This is a genomic window from Mesorhizobium sp. 131-2-1, assembly GCF_016756535.1.
Taxonomy (GTDB): Bacteria; Pseudomonadota; Alphaproteobacteria; order Rhizobiales; family Rhizobiaceae; genus Mesorhizobium.
Genome location: NZ_AP023247.1, coordinates 281,957 through 307,194 on the forward strand (window position 1 = coordinate 281,957; position 25,238 = coordinate 307,194).

Annotated in this window: 26 protein-coding genes and 3 pseudogenes; 12 read left to right on the forward strand and 17 right to left on the reverse strand. The window is 63.8% G+C overall.

Annotated features, from left to right (window positions below):
- Window positions 1-13 precede the first annotated feature (13 nt).
- The 8 genes and pseudogenes from JG743_RS34755 to JG743_RS01310 form a co-directional block, all read right to left on the reverse strand.
- On the reverse strand, window positions 14-559 hold the full coding sequence (locus JG743_RS34755; RefSeq protein ID WP_446720897.1) for a glycosyltransferase family 10 domain-containing protein: 546 nt from the start codon (window positions 557-559) through the stop codon (window positions 14-16).
- Window positions 560-739: 180 nt separating this feature from the next.
- Window positions 740-997, reverse strand: a pseudogene (locus tag JG743_RS34760) (glycosyltransferase family 10 domain-containing protein); the annotation flags it as partial.
- 89 nt (window positions 998-1,086) lie between these two features.
- The gene (locus JG743_RS01285) at window positions 1,087-1,674 is read right to left on the reverse strand and encodes a DUF1349 domain-containing protein (protein WP_202297366.1); all 588 of its coding nucleotides are present in this window, start codon (window positions 1,672-1,674) and stop codon (window positions 1,087-1,089) included.
- Window positions 1,675-1,771: 97 nt separating this feature from the next.
- A complete protein-coding gene (locus JG743_RS01290) occupies window positions 1,772-3,211 on the reverse strand; it encodes an aldehyde dehydrogenase family protein (protein ID WP_202297368.1) in 1,440 nt (479 codons plus the stop codon).
- A 191-nt stretch (window positions 3,212-3,402) separates the two neighbouring features.
- Entirely contained in the window at window positions 3,403-3,888 is a 486-nt protein-coding gene (locus tag JG743_RS01295; protein ID WP_202297370.1) for a hypothetical protein, read from the reverse strand.
- Between the two features lie 113 nt (window positions 3,889-4,001).
- Window positions 4,002-4,897, reverse strand: a pseudogene (locus JG743_RS01300) (sugar phosphate isomerase/epimerase family protein).
- A 21-nt stretch (window positions 4,898-4,918) separates the two neighbouring features.
- On the reverse strand, window positions 4,919-6,298 hold the full coding sequence (locus tag JG743_RS01305) for an FGGY-family carbohydrate kinase (protein ID WP_202297372.1): 1,380 nt from the start codon (window positions 6,296-6,298) through the stop codon (window positions 4,919-4,921).
- A complete protein-coding gene (locus tag JG743_RS01310; protein ID WP_202297374.1) occupies window positions 6,295-7,077 on the reverse strand; it encodes a DeoR/GlpR family DNA-binding transcription regulator in 783 nt (260 codons plus the stop codon). The genes JG743_RS01305 and JG743_RS01310 overlap by 4 nt, the downstream gene beginning before the upstream one ends.
- A gap of 200 nt (window positions 7,078-7,277) precedes the next feature.
- Here JG743_RS01310 and JG743_RS01315 point away from each other — a divergent pair, with 200 nt between their 5' ends.
- Window positions 7,278-8,552 (forward strand): FGGY-family carbohydrate kinase, encoded by a 1,275-nt coding sequence (locus tag JG743_RS01315; protein ID WP_202297376.1) that lies wholly within the window; start codon window positions 7,278-7,280, stop codon window positions 8,550-8,552.
- On the forward strand, window positions 8,549-9,397 hold the full coding sequence (locus JG743_RS01320) for a TIGR01459 family HAD-type hydrolase (RefSeq protein WP_202297378.1): 849 nt from the start codon (window positions 8,549-8,551) through the stop codon (window positions 9,395-9,397). Before JG743_RS01315 ends, JG743_RS01320 begins: the two co-directional genes overlap by 4 nt.
- 4 nt (window positions 9,398-9,401) lie before the next feature.
- Here the strand turns inward: JG743_RS01320 and JG743_RS01325 are convergent, their stop codons facing one another.
- From JG743_RS01325 to JG743_RS01355, 7 genes are all read right to left on the reverse strand, one after another.
- On the reverse strand, window positions 9,402-10,469 hold the full coding sequence (locus JG743_RS01325; RefSeq protein WP_202297380.1) for an ABC transporter ATP-binding protein: 1,068 nt from the start codon (window positions 10,467-10,469) through the stop codon (window positions 9,402-9,404).
- A 3-nt stretch (window positions 10,470-10,472) separates the two neighbouring features.
- Window positions 10,473-11,321, reverse strand: coding sequence for a carbohydrate ABC transporter permease (locus tag JG743_RS01330; RefSeq protein WP_202297382.1), 849 nt, complete (start codon window positions 11,319-11,321; stop codon window positions 10,473-10,475).
- Window positions 11,321-12,244: a carbohydrate ABC transporter permease gene (locus JG743_RS01335; RefSeq protein WP_202297384.1), complete on the reverse strand. Its 924-nt coding sequence runs from the start codon at window positions 12,242-12,244 to the stop codon at window positions 11,321-11,323. The genes JG743_RS01330 and JG743_RS01335 overlap by 1 nt, the downstream gene beginning before the upstream one ends.
- 191 nt (window positions 12,245-12,435) lie before the next feature.
- Entirely contained in the window at window positions 12,436-13,713 is a 1,278-nt protein-coding gene (locus tag JG743_RS01340; RefSeq protein ID WP_202297386.1) for an ABC transporter substrate-binding protein, read from the reverse strand.
- A gap of 28 nt (window positions 13,714-13,741) precedes the next feature.
- Window positions 13,742-14,944 (reverse strand): PLP-dependent transferase, encoded by a 1,203-nt coding sequence (locus tag JG743_RS01345; RefSeq protein WP_202297388.1) that lies wholly within the window; start codon window positions 14,942-14,944, stop codon window positions 13,742-13,744.
- Window positions 14,941-15,672, reverse strand: a complete 732-nt coding sequence (locus JG743_RS01350) for a FadR/GntR family transcriptional regulator (protein WP_202297397.1) — start codon at window positions 15,670-15,672, stop codon at window positions 14,941-14,943. Before JG743_RS01350 ends, JG743_RS01345 begins: the two co-directional genes overlap by 4 nt.
- A gap of 124 nt (window positions 15,673-15,796) precedes the next feature.
- Window positions 15,797-16,498 carry a DJ-1/PfpI family protein gene (locus JG743_RS01355; protein WP_202297399.1) on the reverse strand — a complete coding sequence of 234 codons (702 nt, stop codon included), beginning with the start codon at window positions 16,496-16,498 and terminating at the stop codon, window positions 15,797-15,799.
- A gap of 86 nt (window positions 16,499-16,584) precedes the next feature.
- On the opposite strand from JG743_RS01355, the gene JG743_RS01360 reads away from it, so the two are divergent.
- Complete coding sequence (locus tag JG743_RS01360) at window positions 16,585-17,532, forward strand: GlxA family transcriptional regulator (RefSeq protein ID WP_202297401.1); 948 nt, start codon at window positions 16,585-16,587, stop codon at window positions 17,530-17,532.
- A 68-nt stretch (window positions 17,533-17,600) separates the two neighbouring features.
- A pseudogene (locus JG743_RS01365) lies at window positions 17,601-17,768 on the forward strand (MucR family transcriptional regulator); the annotation flags it as partial.
- Window positions 17,769-17,879: 111 nt separating this feature from the next.
- On the opposite strand, the gene JG743_RS01370 reads toward JG743_RS01365, so the two are convergent.
- Together JG743_RS01370 and JG743_RS01375 are read right to left on the reverse strand one after the other, a co-directional pair.
- Window positions 17,880-18,542, reverse strand: a complete 663-nt coding sequence (locus JG743_RS01370; RefSeq protein WP_202297411.1) for a DUF2161 domain-containing phosphodiesterase — start codon at window positions 18,540-18,542, stop codon at window positions 17,880-17,882.
- 149 nt (window positions 18,543-18,691) lie between these two features.
- Entirely contained in the window at window positions 18,692-19,039 is a 348-nt protein-coding gene (locus JG743_RS01375; RefSeq protein ID WP_244673038.1) for a hypothetical protein, read from the reverse strand.
- A 345-nt stretch (window positions 19,040-19,384) separates the two neighbouring features.
- On the opposite strand from JG743_RS01375, the gene JG743_RS01380 reads away from it, so the two are divergent.
- The 8 genes from JG743_RS01380 to JG743_RS01415 all read left to right on the forward strand — a co-directional run bounded on the left by JG743_RS01380 (window position 19,385) and on the right by JG743_RS01415 (window position 25,224).
- Window positions 19,385-20,728 carry a site-specific integrase gene (locus JG743_RS01380; RefSeq protein WP_202297413.1) on the forward strand — a complete coding sequence of 448 codons (1,344 nt, stop codon included), beginning with the start codon at window positions 19,385-19,387 and terminating at the stop codon, window positions 20,726-20,728.
- Between the two features lie 104 nt (window positions 20,729-20,832).
- Entirely contained in the window at window positions 20,833-21,498 is a 666-nt protein-coding gene (locus tag JG743_RS01385) for a hypothetical protein (RefSeq protein WP_202297415.1), read from the forward strand.
- A gap of 178 nt (window positions 21,499-21,676) precedes the next feature.
- Entirely contained in the window at window positions 21,677-21,889 is a 213-nt protein-coding gene (locus tag JG743_RS01390; protein WP_244673039.1) for a helix-turn-helix transcriptional regulator, read from the forward strand.
- 14 nt (window positions 21,890-21,903) lie between these two features.
- Complete coding sequence (locus JG743_RS01395; RefSeq protein WP_202297419.1) at window positions 21,904-22,116, forward strand: hypothetical protein; 213 nt, start codon at window positions 21,904-21,906, stop codon at window positions 22,114-22,116.
- On the forward strand, window positions 22,116-22,655 hold the full coding sequence (locus JG743_RS01400; RefSeq protein WP_202297421.1) for an HNH endonuclease signature motif containing protein: 540 nt from the start codon (window positions 22,116-22,118) through the stop codon (window positions 22,653-22,655). Before JG743_RS01395 ends, JG743_RS01400 begins: the two co-directional genes overlap by 1 nt.
- Complete coding sequence (locus JG743_RS01405; protein WP_202297423.1) at window positions 22,652-23,191, forward strand: hypothetical protein; 540 nt, start codon at window positions 22,652-22,654, stop codon at window positions 23,189-23,191. The genes JG743_RS01400 and JG743_RS01405 overlap by 4 nt, the downstream gene beginning before the upstream one ends.
- 3 nt (window positions 23,192-23,194) lie before the next feature.
- Window positions 23,195-23,782, forward strand: coding sequence for a hypothetical protein (locus tag JG743_RS01410; protein ID WP_202297431.1), 588 nt, complete (start codon window positions 23,195-23,197; stop codon window positions 23,780-23,782).
- A 1,208-nt stretch (window positions 23,783-24,990) separates the two neighbouring features.
- Entirely contained in the window at window positions 24,991-25,224 is a 234-nt protein-coding gene (locus JG743_RS01415) for a helix-turn-helix domain-containing protein (protein WP_202297433.1), read from the forward strand.
- Window positions 25,225-25,238: the final 14 nt, after the last annotated feature.

The window sequence follows — 25,238 nt, forward strand, 5'->3', positions numbered from 1 at the left end:
CCGCCCTGCAGCGTCAACGGGCCATCCGCCAGCGGCGTAGCTTGGAGCGTACGAAGGAGACGGCCCCGAACGGTAGCGTCGGCCAGCCGGAGGAGCGGCCCTGCCCTTGCTGCTGGCGCCGATACACGAATTCGGCCAGCCGGCATTTCGCTGGCGTTTCCAGGAGCGGCAGCCGGCTGGCGATCGACTCCGGCAGCGGTCGAGAGCGCCAGGCCAAATAAGCCTCATAGTCCCGCGGCGTCTCCAGCAAGTGGCGGAGATAGGCGGCAAGCTCGGCGGGCGTGCCGAAAGCGGTCGCGTCGATGTAGGAATTGGCCGGGACGAACTCCCCGACATTGGGCGCTCCGAGATAGACCGGCACGGTGCCGGCAAGGAGCGGATCGAAGATCTTCTCGGTGACATAGTCGGGCGCGATCGAATTCTCCAGCGCCAGGCAGAAATGGTATCGCCCTATCGTCTCGATCTTTGTCTGCGTGCCGAGATCGGGACCTTCGATCTTTCGCGTGGGGCGATGGCGGCCATAGGAATCGATATCGATATGCCGGCCAAGCTCGGCCATGAATGCACCACGGCCGCTGAGGTCGGTGCTTGCGGACTGGAAATGCACCACCGGCACGGTCTCGGTCTTGGGCGGGATCACGCGCTCGCGCAACGATTGCCACCAGGCGGCTGGCGGCAGATAGGGCGCCCAGATGTCCGCGCCGGCGTGGTAGGTCATGGTGAGATCGAAGTGCCGCATGAAGTCCGGAGCGGCCGCGCGCCGATAGTTGTCAGGGTTCTCCATCGACCACGCGACCCAGGTCTGGCCGGGATATTTCCGGGCGTCGCCGATCTCGCGGTAATCCGGAAGGTGGAACACCACCGCGGCCGCCTCGGCAAGGCGGCGGCGGTCGTTGCTCCATTCGACCGGCACCGCGCAATTCTGGATAGCAGCGATGTCGACCGGCTTGCCGAAGACGGAGGTGTAGAAAAGGATGAGCGGGTCGTTCGACGGCATAGGAGACTTTCGGCGTACGGGATGCGTTTCGTATACCCTTGCGGCCCGACTTTGGGGAAGCACCTCCCTTCCCACTCCGGCGAGGCGCTTTAGCCGTGAAGCTCCCTGGCAATGGGCGGGCCGATCGAAAAATCTGAGAAAGTGACCTCGAAACCTTCGCGCTGCGGGGAACAGCACATCATGCCGACATCGACCGACTTGGACGGCGGGAAATAGGCGAGCCGCACCGGTTTCCAGTGGCCGTCGGCCGCGTCCTGATACTGGACGCGGATGGTTTCGGCATGGCGGGTCAGGCGGATCCTGACCCCGTCCGGATTGGCTGGGATGCCGACCAGCGACCAGTCGGAAGCATCGTTGGTGACCACGACGGAGAAATAGGCGAGGCCGTCGGTGTACTCGATGCCGGCCTTGATCCAGTGCGTTTCGCTCAGCCGCACCATCAGCCCGGCCTGGTCGTAGAGCACCCGATAGTCGCCCTTGACCGTGACTTCGGCGCTGAAGTCGCCGGCGACCGGCCGATAGAGGAAGTGGCCGTTGTCGCGCCGGAAACCGTAGAAGGTCTCGCGCCAGAAGTCGGTTTCCTTGCCGGTGCGCACATGCACGGTGCTACCGGCAAAGGCATGATGCGGCGGCGGGTTGAGCCAGGTCAGGTCCGCATTCCAGTCCGTCGTCGACATGCTTGCCTGCCCGGTTGGTTGCGCCGTCGCCGGCTTGTCTCATTGGTTTGACGCAATTCCGGGCGGAAAACCGTTTCACACTTTTCCTGGAATTTCTTTAGCCCGCGAATGTATAGGCCGTCTTCACCGTGGTGTAGAACTCCATGGCGTAGCGGCCCTGCTCGCGCGGCCCATAGCTCGAGCCCTTGCGGCCGCCGAACGGCACATGGAAGTCGACACCCGCCGTCGGCAGGTTGACCATGACCATGCCGGCTTCCGAATTGCGCTTGAAATGCGAGGCGTGCTTCAGGCTGGTGGTGCAGATGCCGGACGTCAGGCCGAATGGCGTGTCGTTGGCCACGGCCAGCGCCTCGTCATAGTCCTTGACGCGGATGACGTTGGCGACCGGTCCGAAGATCTCCTCGCGCGAGATGCGCATGGCATTGCTGGCGCCGACGAACAACGCCGGCTGCAGATAGAAGCCCGGTGTCTCGCGGCCCAGCCGCTCGCCGCCGAAGGCAAGCTCGGCGCCTTCCTGGCGGCCAATGGCGATGTAGTCTTCGTCCTGCTTCAGCTGCGTGGCGTCGACGACCGGGCCGATCTGGGTCTTGGCGTCGAGCGCGTCGCCAATGACGAGCTTTTCCATGCGCTCCTTGAGCGCGGCGACAAAGCGGTCGTGGATGCCTTCCGTGACGACCAGGCGGGAGGACGCGGTGCAGCGCTGGCCGGTGGAGAAGTAGGCGCCGTTGAGCGCGCAGTCGACGGCGACCGCAAGGTCGGCGTCGTCGAGCACGACAAGCGGGTTCTTGCCGCCCATTTCGAGCTGGAACTTGCGCATGTGCTCGACGCTCGCGGCGGCAACGCGTTTTCCAGTGCCGACCGAGCCGGTGAAGGAGATGGCGTTGACATCGGGGCTGTCGAGCATGGCCTGGCCGACCACCGAGCCCTTGCCCATGACGAGGTTGAGCACGCCGTTGGGCAGGCCGGCGCGGTGCAGGATGTCGACGATGGTCCAGGCGCTTTCCGGAACCAGCTCGGCAGGCTTGAAGACGATGGTGTTGCCGTAGGCCAGCGCCGGCGCGATCTTCCAGGCGGGAATGGCGATCGGGAAATTCCACGGCGTGATGATGCCGACGACGCCGACGCCCTCGCGCGTCATCTCGACGCCGACGCCGGGGCGCACGCTGGGCACCAGCTCGCCCGACAGGCGCAGCGTCTCGCCGGCGAAGAAGTCGAAAAGCTGGGCGGCCCGGATCGTTTCGCCAATGCCTTCGGCGAGCGTCTTGCCTTCCTCGCGGGCGAGCGCCCGGCCGATCTCGTCCTTGCGGGCCATGATCTCATCGGACGCCTTCTTCAGCACCGCGTGTCGGGCCAGCGGCGCCGAGCGCGACCAGGCGGGAAAGGCCGCCTTGGCGGCCGCGATGGCCTGGCGCGCCTCGTCCGCGCCGGCGGAGGCATATTCACCGACGACATCATCCGTGTTCGACGGGTTGATGTTGCGGGAACCGGCCTCGCCCAGCCATTCGCCGTCGATGAGGTTTTTGCGCAGCAGGGTCATGGTCTTTCCTTGTGGTGGTTCGCTGATGGGGTGCCTGCCGGGTCGTTTATCACCCGGTCATCGATCGCCCAAGATATTTATCAGACAAATGGCGACAGTTTGAGGACGTTTCAATTCGTGCCCTCGATAGCCGATGGCGCGGGCCGATGAAAGCCCGTGCCTGTGGCCCTACCGAGACGGTATATGGTTCGTCAGGCCGGGAAGGTCCAGAACAGGCAGGCCAGCGTCGCCGCGGCAAAGACGACGAAGAACAGGCTTCTGAGCAGGATATTGCGGCGAAGCTCGTTCATGGCGAGATGGGCCGCGACGATGGCCGCGACGAACAGGAAGCGCCAATTGACCAGCGCCCACAGCACGCCGCCCTGGCCGAAGGCCCATCTGGCGACGAGACAGCCGACGATGGTGGCGAACAGCGCAACCGTCGCCCAGAACAGGGCATCGGCGGCGTTGGTCAGCACGATGCTGGCGGCGCGCAGCGGCAGGATCATCATCAAGAGCGCGCTGAAGAAATAGGCGGCGGCAAGCGGAATGAACGAGCCGGCATCGGCGATGCCGTCGAGACGCTTCACACCGAAGGCGCCGTAGGGATAGCCGTGCCTCGCCACCGCGAGCGCAAGCGCCATCAGCAAGGCGGTGAGCACCGCGACCAATGCGAAAGTGGTGAGGGCCTTGCTCATGCCGTTCCTTGCTCCTGCTCTCCGGCCGCGGCCGGGCGAATCAACAAGGATGTTTTAGCCCATGGTCGTAAATTGCGCGTGAGCTTTGCGACGGCAGGTCGGGAGCCGGAGCCTCAGGGCTTCTGCGTCGCCGTGACAAGCTCGGCCTTGCGCCGCGCCGTCTCCAGCCCGACCGCGATGAAGCGGCGGGCATGGCGGGCGAGCTCCATATTGTCGGTCCACAGATTGCGCCAGATCGCCGTCTTCTTCGACAGGTTCTCATCGCGACGATCTCCGAGGAGAAGGATTCGAAGCTCAGGTCGTCATGATAGCCGATGGCAGTCAGCGCATCGAAGATCGCGGCGAAATCGATGCTGCCGGTGCCGAGGAAACCGCGATGGCTCTCGCCGATATGGACATAGCCGATCTTGCCCGCGGCGTTGCGGATGGCCAGCCCGGCATCGGCCTCCTCGATGTTCATGTGGAAGGTGTCGAGATGCAGGAAGATGTTGTCGGAACCGGTGTCCTCGATGAAGGCCAGGCCTTGCGCGGCGGTGTTGAGCAGATTGCTTTCGAAGCGGTTGACGATCTCGAGGTTGAGCGTGACGCCGGCGGCCTTGGCCGTCTCCGCCACCTTTGCCAACGTCGCGGCGCTGCGGTTCCACTGGTCGCGGGTCGGCGCCTCGGTCTGCAGTCCGTGGCTGGTCGACAGGATGCCGCCGACCTTCCGGCCGCCTAGATCGCGGGTGAGCGCGATGGTGCGGTTGAGGATGTCGACGCCACGCCCGGCGACCGCCTTGTCGGCGCTGGAAATATCACCGTCGACCGGCAGGCCGATGCTGATCGCGACGCCGAGGCCGAGATCGGCGATGCGCCCGGCCAGCCTTGCGATGTCGACATTGGCGGGGTCGAGATAGGAGAACTCGATCAGGTCGAAGCCGGCTTCCCTTGTGTTGGCCAGCGTGCGCTCGAGGTCTTGCTGCGCCGAGCTCGCCGACCAGACGAAAGAGTGGATACCAATGCGCGACATGAGCGTCTCCGTAATTTGAATCTACCGAACCGTCGTCCGGCCCGTGTCGTTCTCGGCGCTGGCGGTTGCGAGATCGCGCCAGCGGTCACGATAGCCGGCTAACCCAGCGAAGTGCGCAGCATGCACAGGCTCCGGTCTTTCGGCGGCCAGGCTTCGGCCAACGCTCTCGAAGGCGAGCGCCGCGGCACCGGTAGCGCTGCCTTCCAGCGTCGCGCCCTGCATGAAGGCCTGGCCGGGGCGCAGCGCGGCGAGCAGGCCGGCGAGCAGGCCGCCCGTGTTCAACCCGCCATCGACGATGACGGTGTTTTGCGAATGGATCAGGTCGAGCGACAGGTCGACCATCAGGGCTACATAAAGCAGCGCCACTGCGGCGCGTTCCTCCGGGCCTGGCGCGCGCCCGACGAGTTCGCCCCGGTGGCCGGGCATCGGTCCGCCCGGGGCGAAGCTCGGCAGGGCCATGATGCCGGCGTCGACGACAGACTGGATCGAAGCCGGCGCGATCGCGCCTAGCCAGCCCGCGCTGATGGTCGCGAATTCGCGCCCGCCCATGAAGCGGATGGTCGGCACCGGACCGCCGTCGACATCGACATTGACCAGCATGTCGCGGTCGCGGTCGAGCACGTCCAGCGGGCAGTCGGGATTGAGCACCACCACCCAGGTGCCGGTCGAGACCACGGTGAGCGATCCAAGCTGCTGCCGGCGGTAGGCATGGAGCGCGGCATTCGAGTCATGGACGCCATTGTGGATCGCGACCGGCTTGCCGGACTTGCCGAAGTGCTGCTCGCCGATGACCGCGCCGGCGCGCGCGAAGCCGGGCATGCGGCCGCGCCAGCCCTCGGCATCGACCAGCGAGGAGAAGTCGCGCTTGCGCGGCGCCCACAGATGCGAATGGCAGCCGAGATAGGAGACTTCCGAGACGGCGCGGCCGCCGAAGCGCCAGCTCCAATATTGCGGATAGCCGAGGATCGATTTCGCGGCGCTGAAGGCACCTGGCACGACCTCCTTCAGCCACAGCATGTGGCGGCCATAGTTGAAGCCGAGCGGCAGGCGCGGCGAGAAGGTCTCGGCGAAATCGGGGATGCGGCGATCGATCCGCGCCGCGATTTCGGCCGGCGGCTCCTGTTCGTAGTCGAGGATTGGATGCGTCAGAGCCGTGTCATCGACCAGGGCGAAAGTGCAGCCATGGCCAGACACCATCAGCCCCTCGACGCCGTGGCTGTCGACAGCATCACCGACGGCAGCGAGCGCCCAGTCATGCAGCGCGGCGGCGTCTAGCACGCTGAACCCGCCCTTCAGAGTCCAGACCGGCTTGGTCCGGCGCTCGGCGAGGATGCGGCCATCCTCATCGAAGACGAACAGCTTCGAATTGGTCTTGCCGAAATCGACGACCGCCACTTTCACTGGACGGCCCCCGAGGCGGTGGCGATCCGGACCATGACGCCGGCGTCCTCGAGCATGCGCGCGTCGGTGTCGGAGAGGCCGTCATCGGTCACCAGCGTGCCGATGCGCGACAGCGGCAACGCGACGCTGCGGGCGTGGATCGACAGCTTGCGGCTGTCGGCCAACACCACGATCTGGTCGGCGCACAGGCTCAGATCGACGATGGAGCGGACCAGCAGCGGATGCGATTCCAGCACGCCTTCCTGGCTTAGGCCCTGCGCTCCGAGGAAGAACTTCGAGGCATAGAAGGGCACGGCCTGGGTGAGCGAATGGATGATGCCCGGCTCGCGGTGCAGGTCGCCACCTGCGATCGTCAGGCTACAATGGCCATGGTCACTGAGATAGGCGGCGAGCGGCATCGAATTGGTGAACAGGCGGATGTTGCGCTCGGCAAGCTTGACGCCGAGATGGAAGCAGGTCGAGCCGCCATGGACGATGACCGCGTCGCCGTCGCGCACCATGGTCGCGGCAAGGGTGGCTATCCGCCGCTTGGCGTCGACCGCGAGGTCGCGGTTTTCGTCATAGGGCCTGGCATAGGCGACGTCGGCCTGCGCGGCGCCGTCGAGCGCGGAGATGCCGCCATAGACTTTCCGCGCCTCGCCGGCGCCGTCGATCTTGTCGATGTCGCGCCGAACCGTCGCCGCCGAAACGCCGAGCCGCTGCTGCAACTCACGCACCGAGGCGAACGGGCGGTCGCGCAGCAGTTCAACGATCTGACGCTGACGGCCGGAGTCGCTCAACCTTTCCTCCCAGATATCGCTTTGGTGTAACTTACTCAACGCTGATGGAGCTGCAAAGCCATTTCTGACGAAGGAAGATCATGATTGACGTAGATCGCTCGCATCTGCGATACCGACATCGGCTCCCGTGAGGGGAGCGGTACCCGGCCGGGCCATCAAGGAAGCTCGACACGGACGGCAGCTGACAAGGGACGGATGACATGGCGCCACTTGCCATCGGCATCGACATCGGCACCTCGGGCGTGCGCGCCGTCGCCATGCGAGCGGATTTTTCAATCGCCGCGCGCGCCGCCGTGCCGCTCGACCAGTTTGGCGCCAACAGCCGCGACCCTGTCGTTTGGTGGGCGGCAGTCGAAACGACGTTGAAGGAATTGCTCTCCGGCATCGATCGCTCGGCGGTGCGTTCGATCGCCGTCGATGGCACGTCCGGCACCGTGCTGCCGGTCGACACCGCCGGACGGCCGCTGGCCGAACCGCTGATGTACAACGACAAGGTTTCGGGCGACGCCATCCTCGCAGTCATTGCCCGCGAGGCGCCGGAAGCAAGTGCGGCGCACGGCGCGACCTCTGGCCTCGCCAAGGCGCTCTCGTTCCAGCGCCTGCCCGGCGTTGCCAGGATGCTGCACCAGGCCGACTGGATCGCCGGACAATTTTCGGGACGTTTCGATGTCAGCGACGAGAACAACAGTTTGAAGACCGGCTACGATGTCGAGGCCGGGCGCTGGCCGGACTGGATCGCCGCGTCCGGCATGCGCAGGGAGCTGCTGCCCGATGTCGTCAGGCCGGGCGACGTGACCGGCAGGCTCACCGCCGACACCGCCGGGCTGTTTGGCCTGCCGCGCGACGTCGCGGTGGTCGCCGGCACGACGGATGGCTGCGCCTCGTTTCTGGCCACTGGTGCTGCGGCCGCTGGCGACGGCGTCACCGCGCTCGGTTCGTCGCTGACCATCAAGATCCTGTCCGACCGGCCGATCTCGGCGCCGCGTTACGGCATCTATAGCCACCGGCTGGGCAACGCCTGGCTGGCGGGCGGCGCGTCGAATTCCGGCGGCAAGGTGCTCGCGCAGCATTTTTCCGTCGCCCGCATCATCGAGCTGAGCGCCGCGATCGACCCGGCCACGGAGACCCGCCTCGACTACTATCCGCTCGGCGTGCCTGGCGAGCGCTTCCCCATCGCCGATCCGACGCTGCCGCCGCGGCTGACGCCGCGGCCGGCGGATGACGGCAACTACCTGAAGGCGATGCTGGAAGGCATCGCTTCCATCGAGGCGCTCGGCTATCGGCGGCTCGCCGAGCTGGGAGCGCCGAAACTGACCTCGGTGCGCAGCGTCGGCGGCGGCGCCGCCAATGCCGCCTGGACAGCGATCCGGCAGCGCAAGCTCGGCGTCGAGTTCTTAGTCGCGCTGTCCGACGAGGCGGCCGCCGGCACGGCGCGGCTGGCGCTCAAGGGCGCAAGCGAAGCGGGGCTGCTTTGAGCGCGAAACAGGTAAGCCATCTCGAAGGGGTCGAAGCGCTGGCCGAGCGCTACGACGTGTTCCTGCTCGATCAGTTCGGCGTGCTGCATGACGGCCGGCAGCCCTATGCCGGCGCGGTGGAAGCCCTGTCGGCGCTGAAGCGCGCCGGCAAGACCGTCGTGCTGATCTCGAATTCCGGCAAGCGGGCGGAGCCGAACGAACGCCGCCTGCTGAAGCTCGGCTTCGAGCAGGCAAGCTGGGATCATTTCGTCTCCTCCGGCGAGGTGGCATGGCGCGCCTTCCACGACATGGCGGCCGCGGGCGCACTCAGGACCGGCACGAAATGCCTGCTGATCAGCCGCGACAGTGACCGCTCGGCGATCGACGGCCTGCCGTTGGCGCTCACCGACAATGGCGACGATGCCGAGCTAGTGCTGATCGCGGCCAGCGAAGGCGACCGCTACGACCTCGACCATTATCGCGCGCAGCTCGGGCCTGCGGCGGCGCGGCGAGTGCCATGCTTCTGCACCAATCCCGACAGGGTCATGCTGACGGCGGTCGGACCGCGCTTCGGCGCCGGCGAGCTCGCCGATCTCTACGAAAGACTCGGCGGCAGCGTCACCCGCATCGGCAAGCCCTACCCGGCGATCTATGACGCGGGGCTGGCGCTGGCCGGCAATCCGGATCGAGAGAGCGTGGTGTGCGTCGGCGACAGCGTCGAGCACGACATCGCCGGCGGAGCCGGCGCAGGCGTCGCGACGGCGCTGGTGCGGTCGGGGATATTGGCCGACGCCGACAACCTCAGCGAACTTTTCGACGAGCTGGATGCCTATCCGGATTACGTGATGGACGCCTTCCGCTGGTGATACCTTATCCGATGCGGCTTCCGCCCGCCGGATCGAACAGATGCAGCGCCGCCGGATCGGCTGACAGTCGCACGGTGTCGCCCGGCCTGACATTGCTGCGCCCCATGACGAAGACGCAGACCTGCTGGTTGGCGAGCCTGACATAGAACTGCGTCGACAGGCCGAGCGGCTCGACCACTTCGACCTCGGCCTTGAGCGCGCCGTCGTGGGTCAGCCTGATGTGCTCCGGGCGAAGCCCGACGGTGAGCGCGTCGCCATCGCTCAGCGGCAGGCCGTCCGGCAGCCGGAGCTTCTGGCCGTCGGCCAAGACGGCATCCGCCTTGCCGCTCTTGGCAACCTTCGCCGGCAAAAAATTCATGCCGGGCGAGCCGATGAAGCCGGCGACGAAGGTGTTGACCGGCCGGTCGTAGAGCTCGAGCGGATGACCGACCTGCTGGACGAAGCCGTCATGCATGACGACGATGCGGTCGGCCATGGTCATCGCCTCGACCTGGTCATGGGTGACGTAGACCGAGGTGGTCTTGAGTTGCTGGTGCAACGCCTTGATCTCGGCGCGCATATGGACGCGCAGTTTGGCGTCGAGGTTCGACAGTGGCTCATCGAACAGGAACACCTTCGGGTCGCGCACGATGGCGCGGCCCATGGCGACGCGCTGGCGCTGGCCGCCCGACAACTGGCGCGGCAAGCGTCCGAGGAAACTGTCGAGGCCGAGGCGCTTGGCGGCCGCGCCCACCCTGGTGTCGATCGTGGTCTTCTCTGCCTTCTTCAGGAGCAGGCTGAAGCCCATGTTCGACGACACGTCCATATGCGGGTAGAGCGCGTAGGACTGGAACACCATGGCGATGTCGCGATCCTTAGGCGCGACATCGTTGACCAGTCGCTCGCCGATGCGGATCTCGCCGCCCGAAACCTCCTCCAGCCCGGCGATCATGCGCAGCAAGGTCGACTTGCCGCAGCCGGAGGGGCCGACCAGCACGACGAACTCGCCATCGGCGATCTCGAGATCGACGCCGTGCAGGATGCGCAGCGAGCCGTAGTCCTTCTCGACATGTTGCAGCGTGACGGAAGCCATCGATTATCCTTTGACCGCGCCGGCGGTAAGGCCGGTGACGAGATAGCGTTGCAGGAAGGCGAAGAAGATGCAGACCGGGATCAGCGCCAGGATCGACGCCGCCATCATCTGCCCCCAGTCGACGGCGAACTTGCCGATGAAGGTGAGCAGGCCGACGGCGAAGGTCTTCTGGTCGTCGCTGGAGATCAGCATCAGCGCGAACAGCAACTCGCTCCAGGCGGCGGTGAAGACGAAGCCGAGGGTGGCGCCCATGCCGGGCAAGGTCAGCGGCACAATCACCTTGCGCATGGCCTCGGCGCGCGTGCAGCCGTCGATCATCGCCGCCTCCTCCAGGTCCTTCGGGATGCCGTCGAAAAAGGACTGCATCAGGAAGGTGGCGAAGGCGGTGTTGAAGGCGGTGTAGATGATGATCAGCCCGACCAGGCTATTGGTCAGGCCGAGCTGACCCATGATCCGGTAGATCGGCGGGATGACCATGACCAGCGGAAAGGTCTGGGTGAGCAGCAACAGGATGGCGAGCGTGGCCTTGCCGCGGAAGGTGAAGCGCGACATGGCGTAGCCGGCGAGCGTGGCGATGACGGTGACAAAGGCCGCCGTCGACACCGAGACGATGACGCTGTTGAGGAAATAGCGCGGGAAGTCGGAGGCTTCGAGCACGGTGACGAAGTTCTGGAAGGTCGTCTGCGACGGCCAGAAGGTGATGCCTTCGGAATAGAGCAGGCGCTCCGGCGTCACCGAAATCTTCAGCGTCCAGAAGATCGGGAACAGGGCGAAGATCATGTAGGCGGCGATGGCGCCATAGAGGCCGATGCCGCCGGCAATACGCGAGGAGGTGGAGCGTCCGGCGATCATCAGACGTGCCTCACCAGCGTGCGACGGATGGCGATCAGGCCGATGGCGTAGGCGATCAGCAGCACCAGGAGCAGCACCGCGACGGCCGAGGCATAACCCTTGTCCAGCGACTTGAAGGCGCTGACATAGATGTAGACCGGCACCGTGCTGGTCGAGCCGGCCGGACCGCCCTCGGTCATGACGAAGATGAGGTCGGCGAAGGTGGCGATCCAAATCGTACGCAGCATGACGGTGATGACGATGGTGGGCGCGAGGAAGGGCAGCGTCACCTTGGTGAAGCGCTGCCAGGGCGAGGCGCCGTCGATAGCCGCAGCCTCGTGCAGTTCGGACGGGATCGACTTTAGCGCCGCAAGCAGCGTGATGGCGAAGAAGGGAATGCCGAACCAGATGTTGGCGATGATCGGTCCCCACATGGCGGTGGCCGGGTCGGAAAGCACATTGGTCGGCTCCGCCTTCAGCCCGAGCGCGAAGAGCCAATGCGGCAGCGGCCCGATGATCGGGTTGAACAGCCAGGCCCAGGTGAGGCCGGAGAGAAAAGACGGCACCGCCCAGGGCAGGAACACCACCGCCTGCACAACCTTGCGGCCGTAGAACGGCTTGTCGAGCAGCAGCGCCAGACCGAGCCCGAGGAAGAACTGGAAGAACAGGCTGGCGACGGTCCACCACAGCGTGTTGATCAGCGCCTGACCGAGTACTTGGTCGGACAGCATCGTCTCGTATTGACCGAGGCCGACATATTCCGATCTGAAGGCGGAGAACTTTCGGAACGAGTAGCTGATGCCGATGATCAGCGGCACCAGGAGCACCACGACCAGCAGGACGATAGCCGGCGAAAGATAGAGCCAGGGCTCAATCGCGGCCCCGGTCAGCCGCTTCTTTCGCGGCCGGCCGGCGGATCGTATTTCGGACACGGCGTAGGTCATAAGCTCTGGCTCTACGGTGAAGGTTGGTGGCTGGCGTAAGCGACAGCGTCCTTCTCCCCGTCTCTATACGGGGAGAAGATGCCGGCAGGCAGATGAGGGGCGGAGCCAGCCTTTCAGAACTCGGCGCCGCCCCTCATCCGGTCCTTCGGACCACCTTCTCCCCGTGAACGGGGAGAAGGAAGAAGAGGCGCCTACTTCTTGTTCTTCGCCATCCAGTCCTGCTGTTCCTTGGTCAGGAACGTGGCCCATGCGTCGGCCGCCTCCTTGGCCGTCTTCTGGCCGAGCAGCACTTCCTGGAAGTTCTTGATCGCCACCTGATCGACGAAGTTGCCGAGATTCTCCAGATGCGTCGGCGGCGTCACCATTTCATATTTGGAACTGTCGCTGAGCTCGGTGAACCAGCCCTTGAACTGCTCGGTCTTGAAATGGGCGTCCTGGTCGGCGCCGTTGTGGATCGGGACGACGCCGACTTCCTTGGCCCATTCCAGATTGTCCTTGGGCGACAGCAGCGTCGCCATCAGCTTCCAGGCATCGTCCTTGTGCTGCGAATTGGCGAACATCGCCCAGCCGGCGTAGCCCAGCGTCGGGTAGGATTTGCCGCTCGGTCCGACCGGCAACGGCGCCACGGCGAAATCGTCGGCGCTCATCTTGTCGGCGATGCCGAGCAACGCGTCCGGATCCTGGTTGAGCATGGCGCAGGTGCCGGAATAGAAGCCGGTGACGGTCTCGTTGAAGCCCCAGCTCACCGCGTCCTTCGGCGCCAGGCCGTTCTTGTACATGTCGGCCAGCATCTGCAGGCCCTCGACCGAGCCCTCGTCATTGATGGTCGAGGTGCCGTCCTCGTTGAAGTAGCCGCCCTTGCCGGCAGCGATGTTCATGAACATGTGCATGCCGTTGAAGGCGCCTGGGCCGCCGCGCAGGCAGTAGCCATATTTGCCCGGGATGGCCGAGATCTTCTTGGAATCCTCGACGAATTCGTCGAGCGTGGCCGGCGGGCCGTCGAGACCGGCTTCCTTGAACAGCTTCTTGTTCCAGAACAGCGCGTTCACATAGTAGCCGTAGGGGATCATGAACTGGGTGTTGTTGACGGTCGACCCGAACTGCTTGGCGCGGTCGCCCAGGGTCTTGGCGTCGTCCCACTTGGCCATGAACGGGCCGAGATCCTCGAGCTGGCCGTTGTTGGCATAGAGACCCATCCAGCGTTCCGGCATCTCGACGACGTCCGGCGTGTCGCCGGCCTGCACCATGGTCAGGAACTTCTCGAAAGCCTGGCCCCAGGGCAGAGAGACGAGCTCGACCTTGACGCCCGGATTGGCGGCCTCGAATTCGGCGATCTGCTTCTTGAGGAATTCGGTACGCGGCGGGCTGGTGATCACCTCGACCATCTTGAGGGTGGTGTCGGCCAGCGCGCCGCTGGCGGAAATCGCCAGACCGGCGGCGGCGGCCAGCATGAACGTCAGTCTTTTCATGTTCGGAACTCCCATTTTGAACGCTCGGTTATTTTTTTGCTTTGTCGAAGGCCTGGGCGATGTCGGCCCAGAGATCCTCGACGCTTTCCAATCCGACATTGAAGCGGATGGTTCGGGGGCTGACGCCGAAGCGCGCCATCGAATTCAGGCCCGGCGTCTGCTCGAGCGAGGCCTTGGCCGGCACGACCAGGCTTTCGTGGCCGCCCCAGCTGACGCCGATGCGGAAGAATTTCAGCGCATCTACGAAAGCGGGAATGTCGACGTCCTCCGTGACCTCGAAGGAAAACAGCCCGGCATAGCCGGCAAGCGTCTTCTTGCCGGGATGGTTGGAATAGGCGGGATGATTGACCCGCTCGACCTTGCCATGCGCCTTCAGCCGCTCGGCGAGGATGAGCCCGCTCTTCATGTGGTGCGGCAGCCTGAGCGGCAGCGTGCGCAGGCCGCGCAGCAAGAGCCAGCCTTCGAAGGGCGACAGCTTGCCGCCGAGCGAGGAATAGGTCTGCTCGTTGATGTGCCCGATATGGGCGGCGGAGCCCGCCACCACGCCGGCGACTGTGTCGCTGTGGCCGCCGAGATATTTCGAGGCCGAATGCAGCACCAGATCGACGCCGTGCGAGATCGGCTTCTGGAACACCGGCGTGGCCCAGGAATTGTCGATGGTGGTGACGATGCCCTGCTCCTTGGCCAGCCGTGTCAGATGGGCGATGTCCTGCAGCTCGAACATCATCGAGGTCGGGCTTTCCAGGTAGAGCAATTTCGCGCCGGGCAGCGCCGCCGCAACCGCTTCCGGGTCGGAGCCGTCGACATAGTCGACCTTGATGTTGAGGCGCGGGAACAGCCGCTCGAACAGGCGGTAGGCGTCGCCGTAGCAGTTGCGCACGGCGACGATGCGCTCGCCGGCGCCGACGAAGGCGAGCACCGTGGCGCTGATCGCCGCCATGCCGCTGGAGAAGCCGCGGGCGGCCTCGGCACCTTCGAGGGCGGCAACGCGCGCCTCGAACTCCATCACCGTCGGATTGTCGCCGCGCGAATAGATCGGCTGGCGGCGCCGGCCGGCGAACGTGTCGGCCATCTCGGCATAGTTGGCGAAGGTGAACAGCGAGGTCTGGTAGATCGGCGGCACCACCGCACCGCCGGGGAACGGATCGTCATGCGCCAGAAGCGTCGCCGCATCGGCGAGATAGTCACTGCTGGAAAGGCCCGGGTCGAAACCGGTGGGATGCTCGTTCATTTGCGGTCCGAAAGCTTGAGGTTGGCCGCGCCGCGCTTCAGATCGTCCTCGACGGTGGCGATGAGCTTCAGCGCCTCGGCCCGGGCTCCTTCCGGGTCATGAGCGGCGATGCAATTGAAGATGGTGCGGTGATAGGGGAAGCTGGCGTGGCCGAAATCGCGGACGCCGAGCGGATGCTCCCAGAAGCGGTGGAACAGCTCGTACATGGCGGCAATGATCTGCTCGAACAGCGGGTTGCCCGAAGCGCGGAAGATCGCCTGGTGGAATTCCCAGTCCTCGTCCGACGACATGCCGGCGCGGGTCTGGAAGGCCTCTTCCATGAGGTCGAGCTTGCGCTCTATCTCGGCGAGTTCGGCCTTGCCGGCACGAATGGCGCAGAGCGCGGCGGCTTCCGCCTCCAGCGCGCGGCGGATCTCCAGCGTGGACATCAGGCCGGCGAAATCATTGCCGCCGGCCAATGTCAGCGGCATGTGCAGCATGTCGGGCGAGACGGCGGCCTTGAGATAGGTGCCCGAGCCCTGGCGGCGCTCGACGAGGCCGAGGCCCTCCCAGCGCGTTAACGCCTCGCGCACCGTGTTGCGGCTGACCTTGAGGCGCTCGGCCAGGATGCGCTCGGTCGGCAGCTTCTCACCCGGACCGAGCGACTCCTGACGGACAAACCCCGCCAACGCCTTCAGCACCGCGTCGTCGCGGGCCGTGGTCTGGATGGGCGGGAGGAGATCGGTCACACGCGGTCCGCTTAAAGTGGTTCAATGGTCCAACCAATTTCTGCACAGACCGACAGGTGTGTCAACAGCCGAAACGAGACAGGGGCCGAACAGCGTAGAGATGCGCCATTCGGCCGGGGCCGGTTCAGCCGTGGGCGCGCATTGGGGCCGCGCGGGCATCGCGCCAGCGCGCAAACATCTCCTCGCGTACCCGCCTCGAACCCGCGAGCCGCTCCTTCGCCTGCGCAAGCACGGACGGTGAAGCCTCGGCGGGCGTGCCGGATCGGAAGGGCGGAGCCGGCGCATATTCGAGTGTAAGCTGCACCGTTTCAGCCTCGGCCTGTCCGAGCAGCCTTGCGACCAGCACGAGACCGAAATCGATCCCCGAGGTGACGCCGCCGGCGGTGATCAGCTTGCCGTCCTCCACGATGCGCTCGTCGATCGGAATCGCGCCGAATTCGGTAAGGAAATCATGCGCGTACCAGTGCGTCGTCGCGCGCTTGCCCTTGAGCAGACCGGCCGCGCCGAGCACCAGGGCGCCGCTGCACACCGACGTGATGTAGCGTACCTGCGCCGCCCGCTCCCAGACGAAATCGAGCACTGCCTGATCCTCGAGCAGCGCGTTGACGCCGCCTCCGCCTGGAATGCACAGCACATCGAGAGGCGGGCAATTGTCGAAGGTGGCTGTCGGGGTAAGGGACAGCTGCGTCGACGACGTCACCGGATTGCGATCCTTCCAGATCATTTCCACCTCGGCGCCCTTGGCCGTTGCCAGAACCTCGTAAGGGCCGGTGAGGTCTAGCTGCTGGACGTTGGGGAATACGAGAATGCCGAAACGAAGGGTCATGGAAATCTCCTCAGGTTGACTCCGGTCAATCTAAGGCATCTTGCTTTGGCACGAACGCCAATCACCCCTCGTTTCAGGCCAAACCCATGCGCCGTATCGAAATCCTCGCCTATCCCGACGTCCAGCTCCTCGATGTAAGCGGGCCGCTTCAGGTGTTCGCCAGCGCCAACGACTTCAAGACGCAGGCCGGCGAACCGGCTGCTTATGAAGTCGTCGTCGTCGCCGCTTCGCCACGCATCAGAACATCGGCCGGCCTCGTGCTCGAGGCAGCGGCGCTGCCGACGCACGGGTTCGATATCGACACGGTGATCGTGCCCGGCGGATGGGGCGTCAACGCAGCCTGCGAGAATCCTGAGCTGGTCCATTGGATCATCGGCCGTTCGCGCGATGCCAAGCGAACGGCCTCCGTCTGCAGCGGCGCCATGCTTCTGGCCGAGGCAGGCCTGCTCGACGGCCGGCGCGCGGTTACCCATTGGGGACGCTGCGCCGAGTTCGCCCGGCGCTATCCGGCGGTTCGGCTCGATCCCGACCCGATCTTCATTCGCGACGGCAATGTCTGGACATCCGCCGGCGTCACCGCGGGTATCGATCTCGCCCTTTCCTTCGTCGAGGCCGATCTTGGCCGGCACATAGCGCTTGCGGTGGCGCGCGAGCTGGTGGTTTTCCTCAAACGCCCCGGCGGTCAGGCGCAATTCAGCCAAACCCTCAAGCTGCAGGAAGGCGATGGGCGCTTCGACAGGTTGCATGGCTGGATCCTCGACAATCTCGGCGGCGACCTTTCGCTGGCGCAGTTGGCCGAACGCGCCAATATGAGCCCGCGCAGCTTCTCGCGGCACTATCGCGAGGCGACGGGCCGGACACCCGCCCGCGCGATCGAGGAGATCCGGATCGAGGCGGCGCGACGGATGCTGGAGCGCGGCCTCGCGGTCAGCCAGACGGCTCGCCGCTGCGGCTTCGGCTCGGAAGAAACGATGCGGCGCGGCTTCCTGCGCGCCCTCGGCACCAACCCGCGCGACTATCGCGAGCGTTTCTGAGGCGCCGGCCTTTTTCTCAAAGGCGCCTGCCTTGCCGCCAAGCGGCTTAGTGCTCCCCAACGCCTTGGGTGAAGCGGCATATCGCCGTGCATCACGGTCTTTCGCCGGATCAATATCGGGCGAAGTGGAACCTGCCTGCCAACTATCCGATGGTGGCACCGAATTATTCCGCAAACCGATCGAGGCTGGCCAAATCCATGGGGCTCGGACGCAAGCCGAATGGCTCGGCGCAGTAGGTCGCCTGGCAAGAAACGTCGACGATCAAGCCTGGGTCGCCACATCAAATCGGCGACCCGGATCATGCATCGATCTTCGTGTCGAATTGACGGGCCTCGCACAGGCGCCGTTCAGCCGGCCTCGGCCATCGTTTGCGACTGCAGGGCCACCTGGCCGACTTCGGTGAGCGCATAGATCCCGCGCTCCGTTCTGGCGAACCAGCCATAGTAGTTGTGCAGCAATATGCTGGCCGCGCGCAGCGAAACGGCTTTCAGGTCACGCGGCCGCTTGGGGCCGTCGGCCATGGCGGCGGCGCAGGCCAGCGCCTCCTGCCGGTAGGCGGTCATGATCGGCGCGCGCGTGCTGCCTCCGGCCGTGGGATCGCCACGCCGGCGCCGATGCTCCTCGATCAGGCGCGAGCGCCGCCTGGGATCACGCCTCGGCGGCACGGCGGCGGGACTGAGCAGCAACTCGACCTCGCCCTTGCTGCCGACCCCCATCAGCCCGAAGCCGAGGCGGCGGCACAGCGCCCGGAAGCGGCGGTCGTGCTCGCGCCCCTTGCCGCGCGCCGACATCAGCGCGGCGAGCCAGACCTCGTCGCAGGCCGCCGCGCGGTCGACGGCCTGGAGCACGAGTTCCAGGTTGAACTGCAATTTCAGTTCGCAGATGACGACCACGGGCGGCTCGCCTTCGCGCAGCCCGACCACGTCGCAGCCGCCGACTTCGCCCTTGACGGTGAAGTCCAGGCTCTCGAGGAACTGCTTCACCGGGACGTATAGGGACGTTTCCTGCATGCAAGAGGCATAGCCGATTCGGACCGGGCGCGGACAGCGCCACCGAGGGGCGCGTCGACCGACGGATTGCCGGCTGCGCAAGTTCGGCCCGCACTGATTGAGGCCACCCCTGCAACAGGCCATCCATCGCGGCAGAGAGATTGCCTGAATTACTGCCTGGCGAACGCACCCGCGTAGGTCTGGCCGGCAAGCGCATAGGTGGCGGCCAGCGTTCCGTCGGGCTGCATGATGAAGGTGGCGTCCGCGCCGTTGGGCAGGCGCGCGAGCTTCAATGTGTTGCCGACAATCTTCCCGGAGCCGTCGGCGACGCCAGGCTTGTTGTCGGCCAGATCTCCCCACGCATAAGTGACAGTCACCTGCCCGTGCGGAGAAATCGTGAGCACGGCCAGCTTGCCTTCATACATCCCATCCAGCCGCCCGGCCCATATGCCCGAGAATGCGGCGTATTTCGCCGGAACGCCCTTGCCCGGGGGCGTGGCCACCACCGATGGGTCCAAGACCGCCGAATCCTGCGCAGGAGGAACCGCAGCCAGGGCAGGTTGGGGAGGAGGTGGTGGTGGCGGCGATGCTTCAGGAGCCGACTGGCACGCAGCGAGCGTAAGCGCGGCGAACCCAAGCATCGGGAACAGACTGTTTGGTGGAGCCAATCGGAATCGAACCGACGACCTCTTGAATGCCATTCACAGGGCCTTTCTTTCGTTCTGTTTCCGTTCGTTGCGCCGAGTTTCCAAAAACCTATTGTTTTCAAGGCAAATCAGTTATGGTGTTTCCGTTAGTATCGCCGGCTTTCCATTTTTGCGGTGCCCCGGCGGTGCCCCGACCCTCGAAATGGTGCGCGTAGTATGTCGGAAGGCGGCAGGACAGTCAAAATCACAAAGCGCGTGGTCGATGCCACGAAACCGAACGGCACGGATTTCTATGTGTTCGATAGCGAGCTGATTGGGTTCGGCCTTCGCGTCCGCGCCACAGGGGGCATGTCTTATATCGTCCGCTATCGCGCCGGCTCAGGGAAAAATGCCCCGGTCAAACGAGTGACGATTGCAAAGGTTGGCAAGGTCACGCCGGATCAGGCCAGGGACGTAGCGAAAGACCTCCTGGCCTCTGTCGTCAAGGGTCAAGACCCTTCGCGGGATAGAGCCGAGGAACGCGGCGCTATCACGTTCGCCAATCTGGCCGAGAGTTTCCTGCACCATGTCGAAGCGCTCAAGAAAGCGAACACCCACGCCCAATACGCCCACATGTTGAACGCCTATGCGGTGCCGGAGTTCGGCACGCGCAAGGCGAAAGCAGTGACCCCGAGCGATATAGCCGCACTACATCTCAGCCTGAAGGCGAAGCCAACGACCGCGAACCGAGTGCGGGACGTGATTAGCTCAATGTACGGATGGGCCATAAGGGGCAAGCTGCTGTCCAAGATGGAAAACCCTGCCGCAGGCATTACCAAATATCGAGAGGCCAAGCGGGAACGATTCCTGTCGTCGGAAGAAATCTTGCGGTTAGGCTCTGCGATTCGCGAAGCCGAGACGGTCGGCATTGCATGGGAGCCGGACCCGGCCAAAAAAACCAAGCACGCCCCCAAGGCAGAAAACCGGGTTGTGAAGCTTGATCCGGCATCGGCGGCAGCGCTGCGGCTGTTCATCCTGACTGGCGCCCGCTTGCGGGAAATCCTGCACCTTACATGGGACATGGTTGACCTAGAGCGTGGGCTGTTGCTGCTGCCTGACAGCAAGACCGGCCAAAAAACCATCATCTTGAATGCACCGGCGCAGATGGTTCTTTCCGATCTGCCGCGCATCGATCGCTACGTTATCCCCGGCAAGCCGAGAGCCACCAAGAACGGCAAGAAGGAAAGCCGTCCGCGTTCAGACCTCAAGCGACCCTGGCAGATGGTGCGTAAGCGGGCCGGGCTGGCCGCACAGGCCGACAATCCGGGTTTCAGGGTGCGCATCCATGATTTGCGCCATACGCATGCATCTATCGGCGTGGGCGCCAATCTCGGCCTGCCGATCGTGGGCAAGCTTCTAGGCCATACCCAGGCCCGTACGACGGAACGATACGCGCATCTCGAAGCGGACCCGCTGCGCAAGGCGTCGAACGCCATCGGCAAGCGCATCGCGGAGGCCTTGGGCGACACAGAGCCGAAGCCGGCCGAAAACGTAATTCAGCTTCGCACCGATAAGGCATGAGGCAACTAGACCCGCAGGGATAGGACGGCCATCCGACAAGCCGGGGCAGCACCTCTCGGCTTCCCTGCGGTCCTTATAGGTGCATCGCGCGAAAAGGTGCGGCGATGAACGACAAAAGCGCATCAGGCAAGTCTGTCTGGTCAATGCCTATGGCGCTTTCTTGGGTCATGTGGCGGGACTTCGACAGGGTAAGCGATGCCAAAACGTTTGGGGACGTTTGGGACATTGACGGCCAGGATGAAGCGGCCGGCCAGATCTTGACTTACAGCGAAGCTCTGGAGCGGTTCCTGAATAGGGCCGCAGACGGCGAATTGCCTATTACAATGGTCCACCAAGGGACGCTGGAGCTTGTTGTGCCATCTCCCGAGGAATGGGCTCATCTGTCTCTTGATTACGATTCTGACCTTTCCGAGCGGTTCTGGTTTACTCCACGCAGAGGCATCCGAGAGAGTGCCCCTCGATATCGATCAGCGACAATCAGGCGCGCCGATGTATTGCGGCTTTGGGAGCCTCGCGACGATGGAGCCATCGAGCCCGCTGAAAACAGTGGCAAAACAGCGGAGCAAGCGCCCAAAAGGCGCAATAGACGCCCCCAAGATCAGGACCGGGTTAAGCCCTTTCTTGATGACCTTTGGCCGCATGGGATTCCAGATCGTTCGACCCTGAAAGACGCCGATTTGATCAAGGCCGTTGGCAGAGCGATGGAGAACAAAAAGCAGATCGTGCCGAGCAGGGAAACCCTCCTGCGGGCGGCCGGCAGAAAGGAATAACCGCCGAGGGGGAGTTAACATCGACTTCTCGTTTTCTTTCAAATGGTTATCCCTATTTAATTGCGAACTTAAGGCGCGTAAGGCAATTGCCTTAGTTGCAAACTGACAGCCTTACGGTGTGTCGGCATGTTGCCTCTACGCTCATGGATTCTCCGGGCGGTTGATGAGGCAAAAAGACATGAACGATACTCCAGCCGAGGTCCGCAGGATGCTCCGCACTGATGGTGCGGCGCTTCGTGTCGGGCTCTCCGTTTCCACCCTCGAAAAACTCCGGCTTACCGGTGACGGCCCCGAATATATCAAGCTCGGCCGCGCGGTTGTGTACAAGCCCGAAGACCTCGATGCATGGATTGACGGCAACCGCCGTAAGTCCACCTCGGTAGCGGCGTAGGGAGGTGGCAAATCATGCATCTCCATAGCGAAACGCCGCGCCTGACGGGCTCAATCGTCAGGAACGGCGCCTCGGTAGTCATAGAAGCTGGACAGCTCCAAAACTACCAAATCACCGCATCGCCCGCAACGGAAATCGCCGCCTTCATCCTCGCGGCCAAACACCGTTTGCCCCTGCACATTGCCAAGCTCGTCTGCGAGTTGGCACGTATTGGCGGGCCGCGCTGATGGCTAAGAAAACCATTGCCCAATATCGGGAAAGGCTCCCGGCACTCACGGCGGAACGTGCGCGCGAGCTGCTTATCTACGATCCCGAGACTGGATCCCTCAATTGGCGTGTAGCACGTGGGTGCCGTCGCGGGGCATTGGCAGGCACTCGCACTGCCGATGGCTACACACAGGTGGAGATTGATTGCCGGCTATACCGGGCGCATCGCGTCATCTGGCTGATGCAAACCGGGAAGTGGCCGAAACATTTGCTCGACCATCGCAACGGAATGAGGGCCGATAATCGATGGAAGAACCTTCGCGAAGCGACGCACCTTCAGAACTCAAGGAACCGGCGCCCCGGCAAGGCCAATTCTAGCGGCGCGGTGGGCGTCACCTTCGTAACCAGCATTCAGCGCTGGGAAGCGTATATCGGCTTGGACAACCGTTGCATCAGCCTCGGTCGATTTTCCGACAAGGAAGAGGCGATATCAGCGCGCCGGCAAGCCGAGTTACATCACTTTGGAGAGTTCGCCGCAGGCGGGGAACTCGCCGAATGAGCAATACTCGCAATTTCACGATGGTTGCGCCTGGGCTTCACAGCTCCAGGCGCTTCCTGGCTCTCGATGACAGCGGGCGCGCCCTGTTCTTCTATCTGCTCACCAGTCCGCACCAAACAAGTTGCGGCTGCTCTCAGATCCGGCCGGGCTATGCCTGCGCAGACCTTGGGCCGGGCTGGCCCGAGGCGAAGTATCTTACCTGCCTCGCCGACCTGGAGGGTGCCGGGCTCATCATCACCGACCCGGAGACCAACGAGATCTATATCGATCGGTGGTTCAGGCATAACTCAAAAGGCTCCTGGAAATATGCCAAGGCCATCCAGAGCCAGATCTATAAGATCGAGAGCGAGATGCTCCGCGAGAAGGTGAACGCCGACTTTGCGGACACCGATCTCGGCCACGCCGCATACGAGGCTGGCGAGGCTGAGAAAGCCGCCGACAGGCCATCAGCAGCCAACAGCGAAAGCCGCCTTCTGAGCACTCGCCTTATGCAGCGCGGCGATCCTGATGCCCGTATCTACCGCGGAGTTCGATAGGCCATGGATAGGGTATCGAATGACAATCGATACACGGAGACGGAGACGGAGACCGAAACGGAGATTGAAACCATACCGATACCAAAAACCGAAAAAGAGACCTTAGAGGTTCGCTTGGAAAAAGAGGCTAGAGCACGTCCGTTCTTTCCGCTGAAAAAGGAGCCCAGATCCGATGCTGGAAACTTGCAGGCTTGCCCCACTGAAAACAGCGACGGAACGGTGAGGCGGGCAGTGTGCCAAGCTCCGGCAGACGCTCCTTGCCCAATCTCTCCCAGCGTCTTCGATGTCGTAGACGCATGGGTGGGCGCGGCTATGAAAGACGGCGCCCTTTCTGGCCATCCCGTCAGCGGGAAATGGCTCCGGCTAAAGGATGCCGCTTTCATTGCCGGCGTCTCTCCTGAGACCGTTGTCAATTGGTGCAAGCGTCACGGAATCGGCCGCCAATTGCATCTGAAAGCCCCTTGGAAGGTGGATCCGATCGGCCTTGCGATTGTGATGTCGGGAAACGCCGATGCGCTGGCGATCTATCGGGCCGCCAAGGAGGACATGCAGGCGGCGCCGAACTTTCCGGTTATTTGGAATGCCGAGTGAGGAGCACCCCCGGTAGAGTGTCTCGATGATTGAAGGAGAAAACTGATGTTACCAGGTATGGCTGGGATAATGGCGGGCCTTTCTCCCACCGACATTGTAGTTGTGGCCTCGATCGCAGATGCCGGCGGGAGTAGTCCCCATACTTTTTCAGGGTTGAGCTTTGGTCCGGAATTCTCTGGACGAGTGCTTATCGCCTGCACTTGCTTAAGGGGCAATGCCGCCTCAGGCATGAATGTCTCTGCGGTCACTATAGGTGGCACGTCGGCGGTGGGGAACGACAACGGCGAGTTCTTGGCCGGCGGCCCGTGTATTGGGACTGGCATTTTTGCAGCAGCGGTGCCCGCCGGACCGTCCGGCGATGTCGTCGTGACATGGAGCGGGCAATCTGCCAATGCTTCCGGCCTTATCCTTCTTAGCGTACCGGGGATTTCGACTACCGCATTTGCTCAGGCTTCACAGGCTTTTGGCGGTAGCGGGGGCACATCCTCCAGCAACACCATCGACATCCCAGGGCACGGGATCCTGATTGTGAATGAGGGGCATAGCAACACCAATACAGCGTCCCTGGTTGGCGTCACACAAAGAGCGACGCTTACTGTCGGGACGGCGGAATTCAAGGTTGGGTTTGATAGAGGCTTGGCTGCAGAGACGGCCCGCGCCATTTCTGCCTCATGGACCACTAACGCCGCGCGCGGATTCCAGGGCCGATCTTACACTCAGAGTTAATCTGGATGGCTTGCCGGCCACCCGTTGCAATGCCCGATCTCATGTCGAAGTACCGCCTTCGGTGTCGCCCGGAGAATCGGCTTTGTTGCGATAATGACGGTGCAGGTATTCGCCGAGGTGATGGCCGAACAGCCGCGCTGCCTCGGGCTCGCCGCAGCTCGGATCTTGTACTTTGCAAAGAGGATTCGACACGCAGTCACAACAGACGGTCGCGGCAGGCGTCTGATATTCAGTTCGCCTCTGTACGGATGGTCGAAACGAGATGGCGGGTTCCATTCAGGGCCGTTTTTTCCGGCCAACGCCGGACAAACCAAAGACGCCGAAAGAAACAAAGCCAACATATGCCCGCGTGCGCCGCTGCCGACTCTCACCTCGATACCCTTCTATCCGAAAAATAGTCGTGACGTATAAATATACGTAGCGACTAATCGCAACAAGGGTGAGTAGACGTAGCGTCAAGTCCTTTGCTACCGACCGAAGGCATGGAGAATCATCCGTGGCAGAAGCGGGCAAAGGACGCGGGGCTTACTCAGCGAGCCTTGGCAAAGCTGCTCGGCCGTCCTGAGATGACCATTTCCCGACAGCTTCGCGGCCATTGGCAAAGCGGCATCCCGAAGCACGTCATCGCGGCTATCGTTGCCTGGGATCTGATGTCAGAGGACCAACGCAAAGAGTGGCAGCGCCAGATGGATGACGTGCCGTCATCGAAAGAATAGGCCCGCGCGGGACA

Bases quoted from the DNA above. Each gene is read 5' to 3' on its own strand.
- JG743_RS34755 (WP_446720897.1), bottom strand. From the start codon at position 559: ATGGCCGAGCTTGGCCGGCATATCGATATCGATTCCTATGGCCGCCAT.
- JG743_RS01285 (WP_202297366.1), bottom strand. From the start codon at position 1,674: ATGTCGACGACGGACTGGAATGCGGACCTGACCTGGCTCAACCCGCCG.
- JG743_RS01290 (WP_202297368.1), bottom strand. From the start codon at position 3,211: ATGACCCTGCTGCGCAAAAACCTCATCGACGGCGAATGGCTGGGCGAG.
- JG743_RS01295 (WP_202297370.1), bottom strand. From the start codon at position 3,888: ATGAGCAAGGCCCTCACCACTTTCGCATTGGTCGCGGTGCTCACCGCC.
- JG743_RS01315 (WP_202297376.1), top strand. From the start codon at position 7,278: ATGGCGCCACTTGCCATCGGCATCGACATCGGCACCTCGGGCGTGCGC.
- JG743_RS01325 (WP_202297380.1), bottom strand. From the start codon at position 10,469: ATGGCTTCCGTCACGCTGCAACATGTCGAGAAGGACTACGGCTCGCTG.
- JG743_RS01330 (WP_202297382.1), bottom strand. From the start codon at position 11,321: ATGATCGCCGGACGCTCCACCTCCTCGCGTATTGCCGGCGGCATCGGC.
- JG743_RS01335 (WP_202297384.1), bottom strand. From the start codon at position 12,244: ATGACCTACGCCGTGTCCGAAATACGATCCGCCGGCCGGCCGCGAAAG.
- JG743_RS01340 (WP_202297386.1), bottom strand. From the start codon at position 13,713: ATGAAAAGACTGACGTTCATGCTGGCCGCCGCCGCCGGTCTGGCGATT.
- JG743_RS01345 (WP_202297388.1), bottom strand. From the start codon at position 14,944: ATGAACGAGCATCCCACCGGTTTCGACCCGGGCCTTTCCAGCAGTGAC.
- JG743_RS01355 (WP_202297399.1), bottom strand. From the start codon at position 16,498: ATGACCCTTCGTTTCGGCATTCTCGTATTCCCCAACGTCCAGCAGCTA.
- JG743_RS01360 (WP_202297401.1), top strand. From the start codon at position 16,585: ATGCGCCGTATCGAAATCCTCGCCTATCCCGACGTCCAGCTCCTCGAT.
- JG743_RS01370 (WP_202297411.1), bottom strand. From the start codon at position 18,542: ATGCAGGAAACGTCCCTATACGTCCCGGTGAAGCAGTTCCTCGAGAGC.
- JG743_RS01380 (WP_202297413.1), top strand. From the start codon at position 19,385: ATGTCGGAAGGCGGCAGGACAGTCAAAATCACAAAGCGCGTGGTCGAT.
- JG743_RS01385 (WP_202297415.1), top strand. From the start codon at position 20,833: ATGAACGACAAAAGCGCATCAGGCAAGTCTGTCTGGTCAATGCCTATG.
- JG743_RS01390 (WP_244673039.1), top strand. From the start codon at position 21,677: ATGAACGATACTCCAGCCGAGGTCCGCAGGATGCTCCGCACTGATGGT.
- JG743_RS01395 (WP_202297419.1), top strand. From the start codon at position 21,904: ATGCATCTCCATAGCGAAACGCCGCGCCTGACGGGCTCAATCGTCAGG.
- JG743_RS01400 (WP_202297421.1), top strand. From the start codon at position 22,116: ATGGCTAAGAAAACCATTGCCCAATATCGGGAAAGGCTCCCGGCACTC.
- JG743_RS01405 (WP_202297423.1), top strand. From the start codon at position 22,652: ATGAGCAATACTCGCAATTTCACGATGGTTGCGCCTGGGCTTCACAGC.
- JG743_RS01410 (WP_202297431.1), top strand. From the start codon at position 23,195: ATGGATAGGGTATCGAATGACAATCGATACACGGAGACGGAGACGGAG.
- JG743_RS01415 (WP_202297433.1), top strand. From the start codon at position 24,991: ATGGAGAATCATCCGTGGCAGAAGCGGGCAAAGGACGCGGGGCTTACT.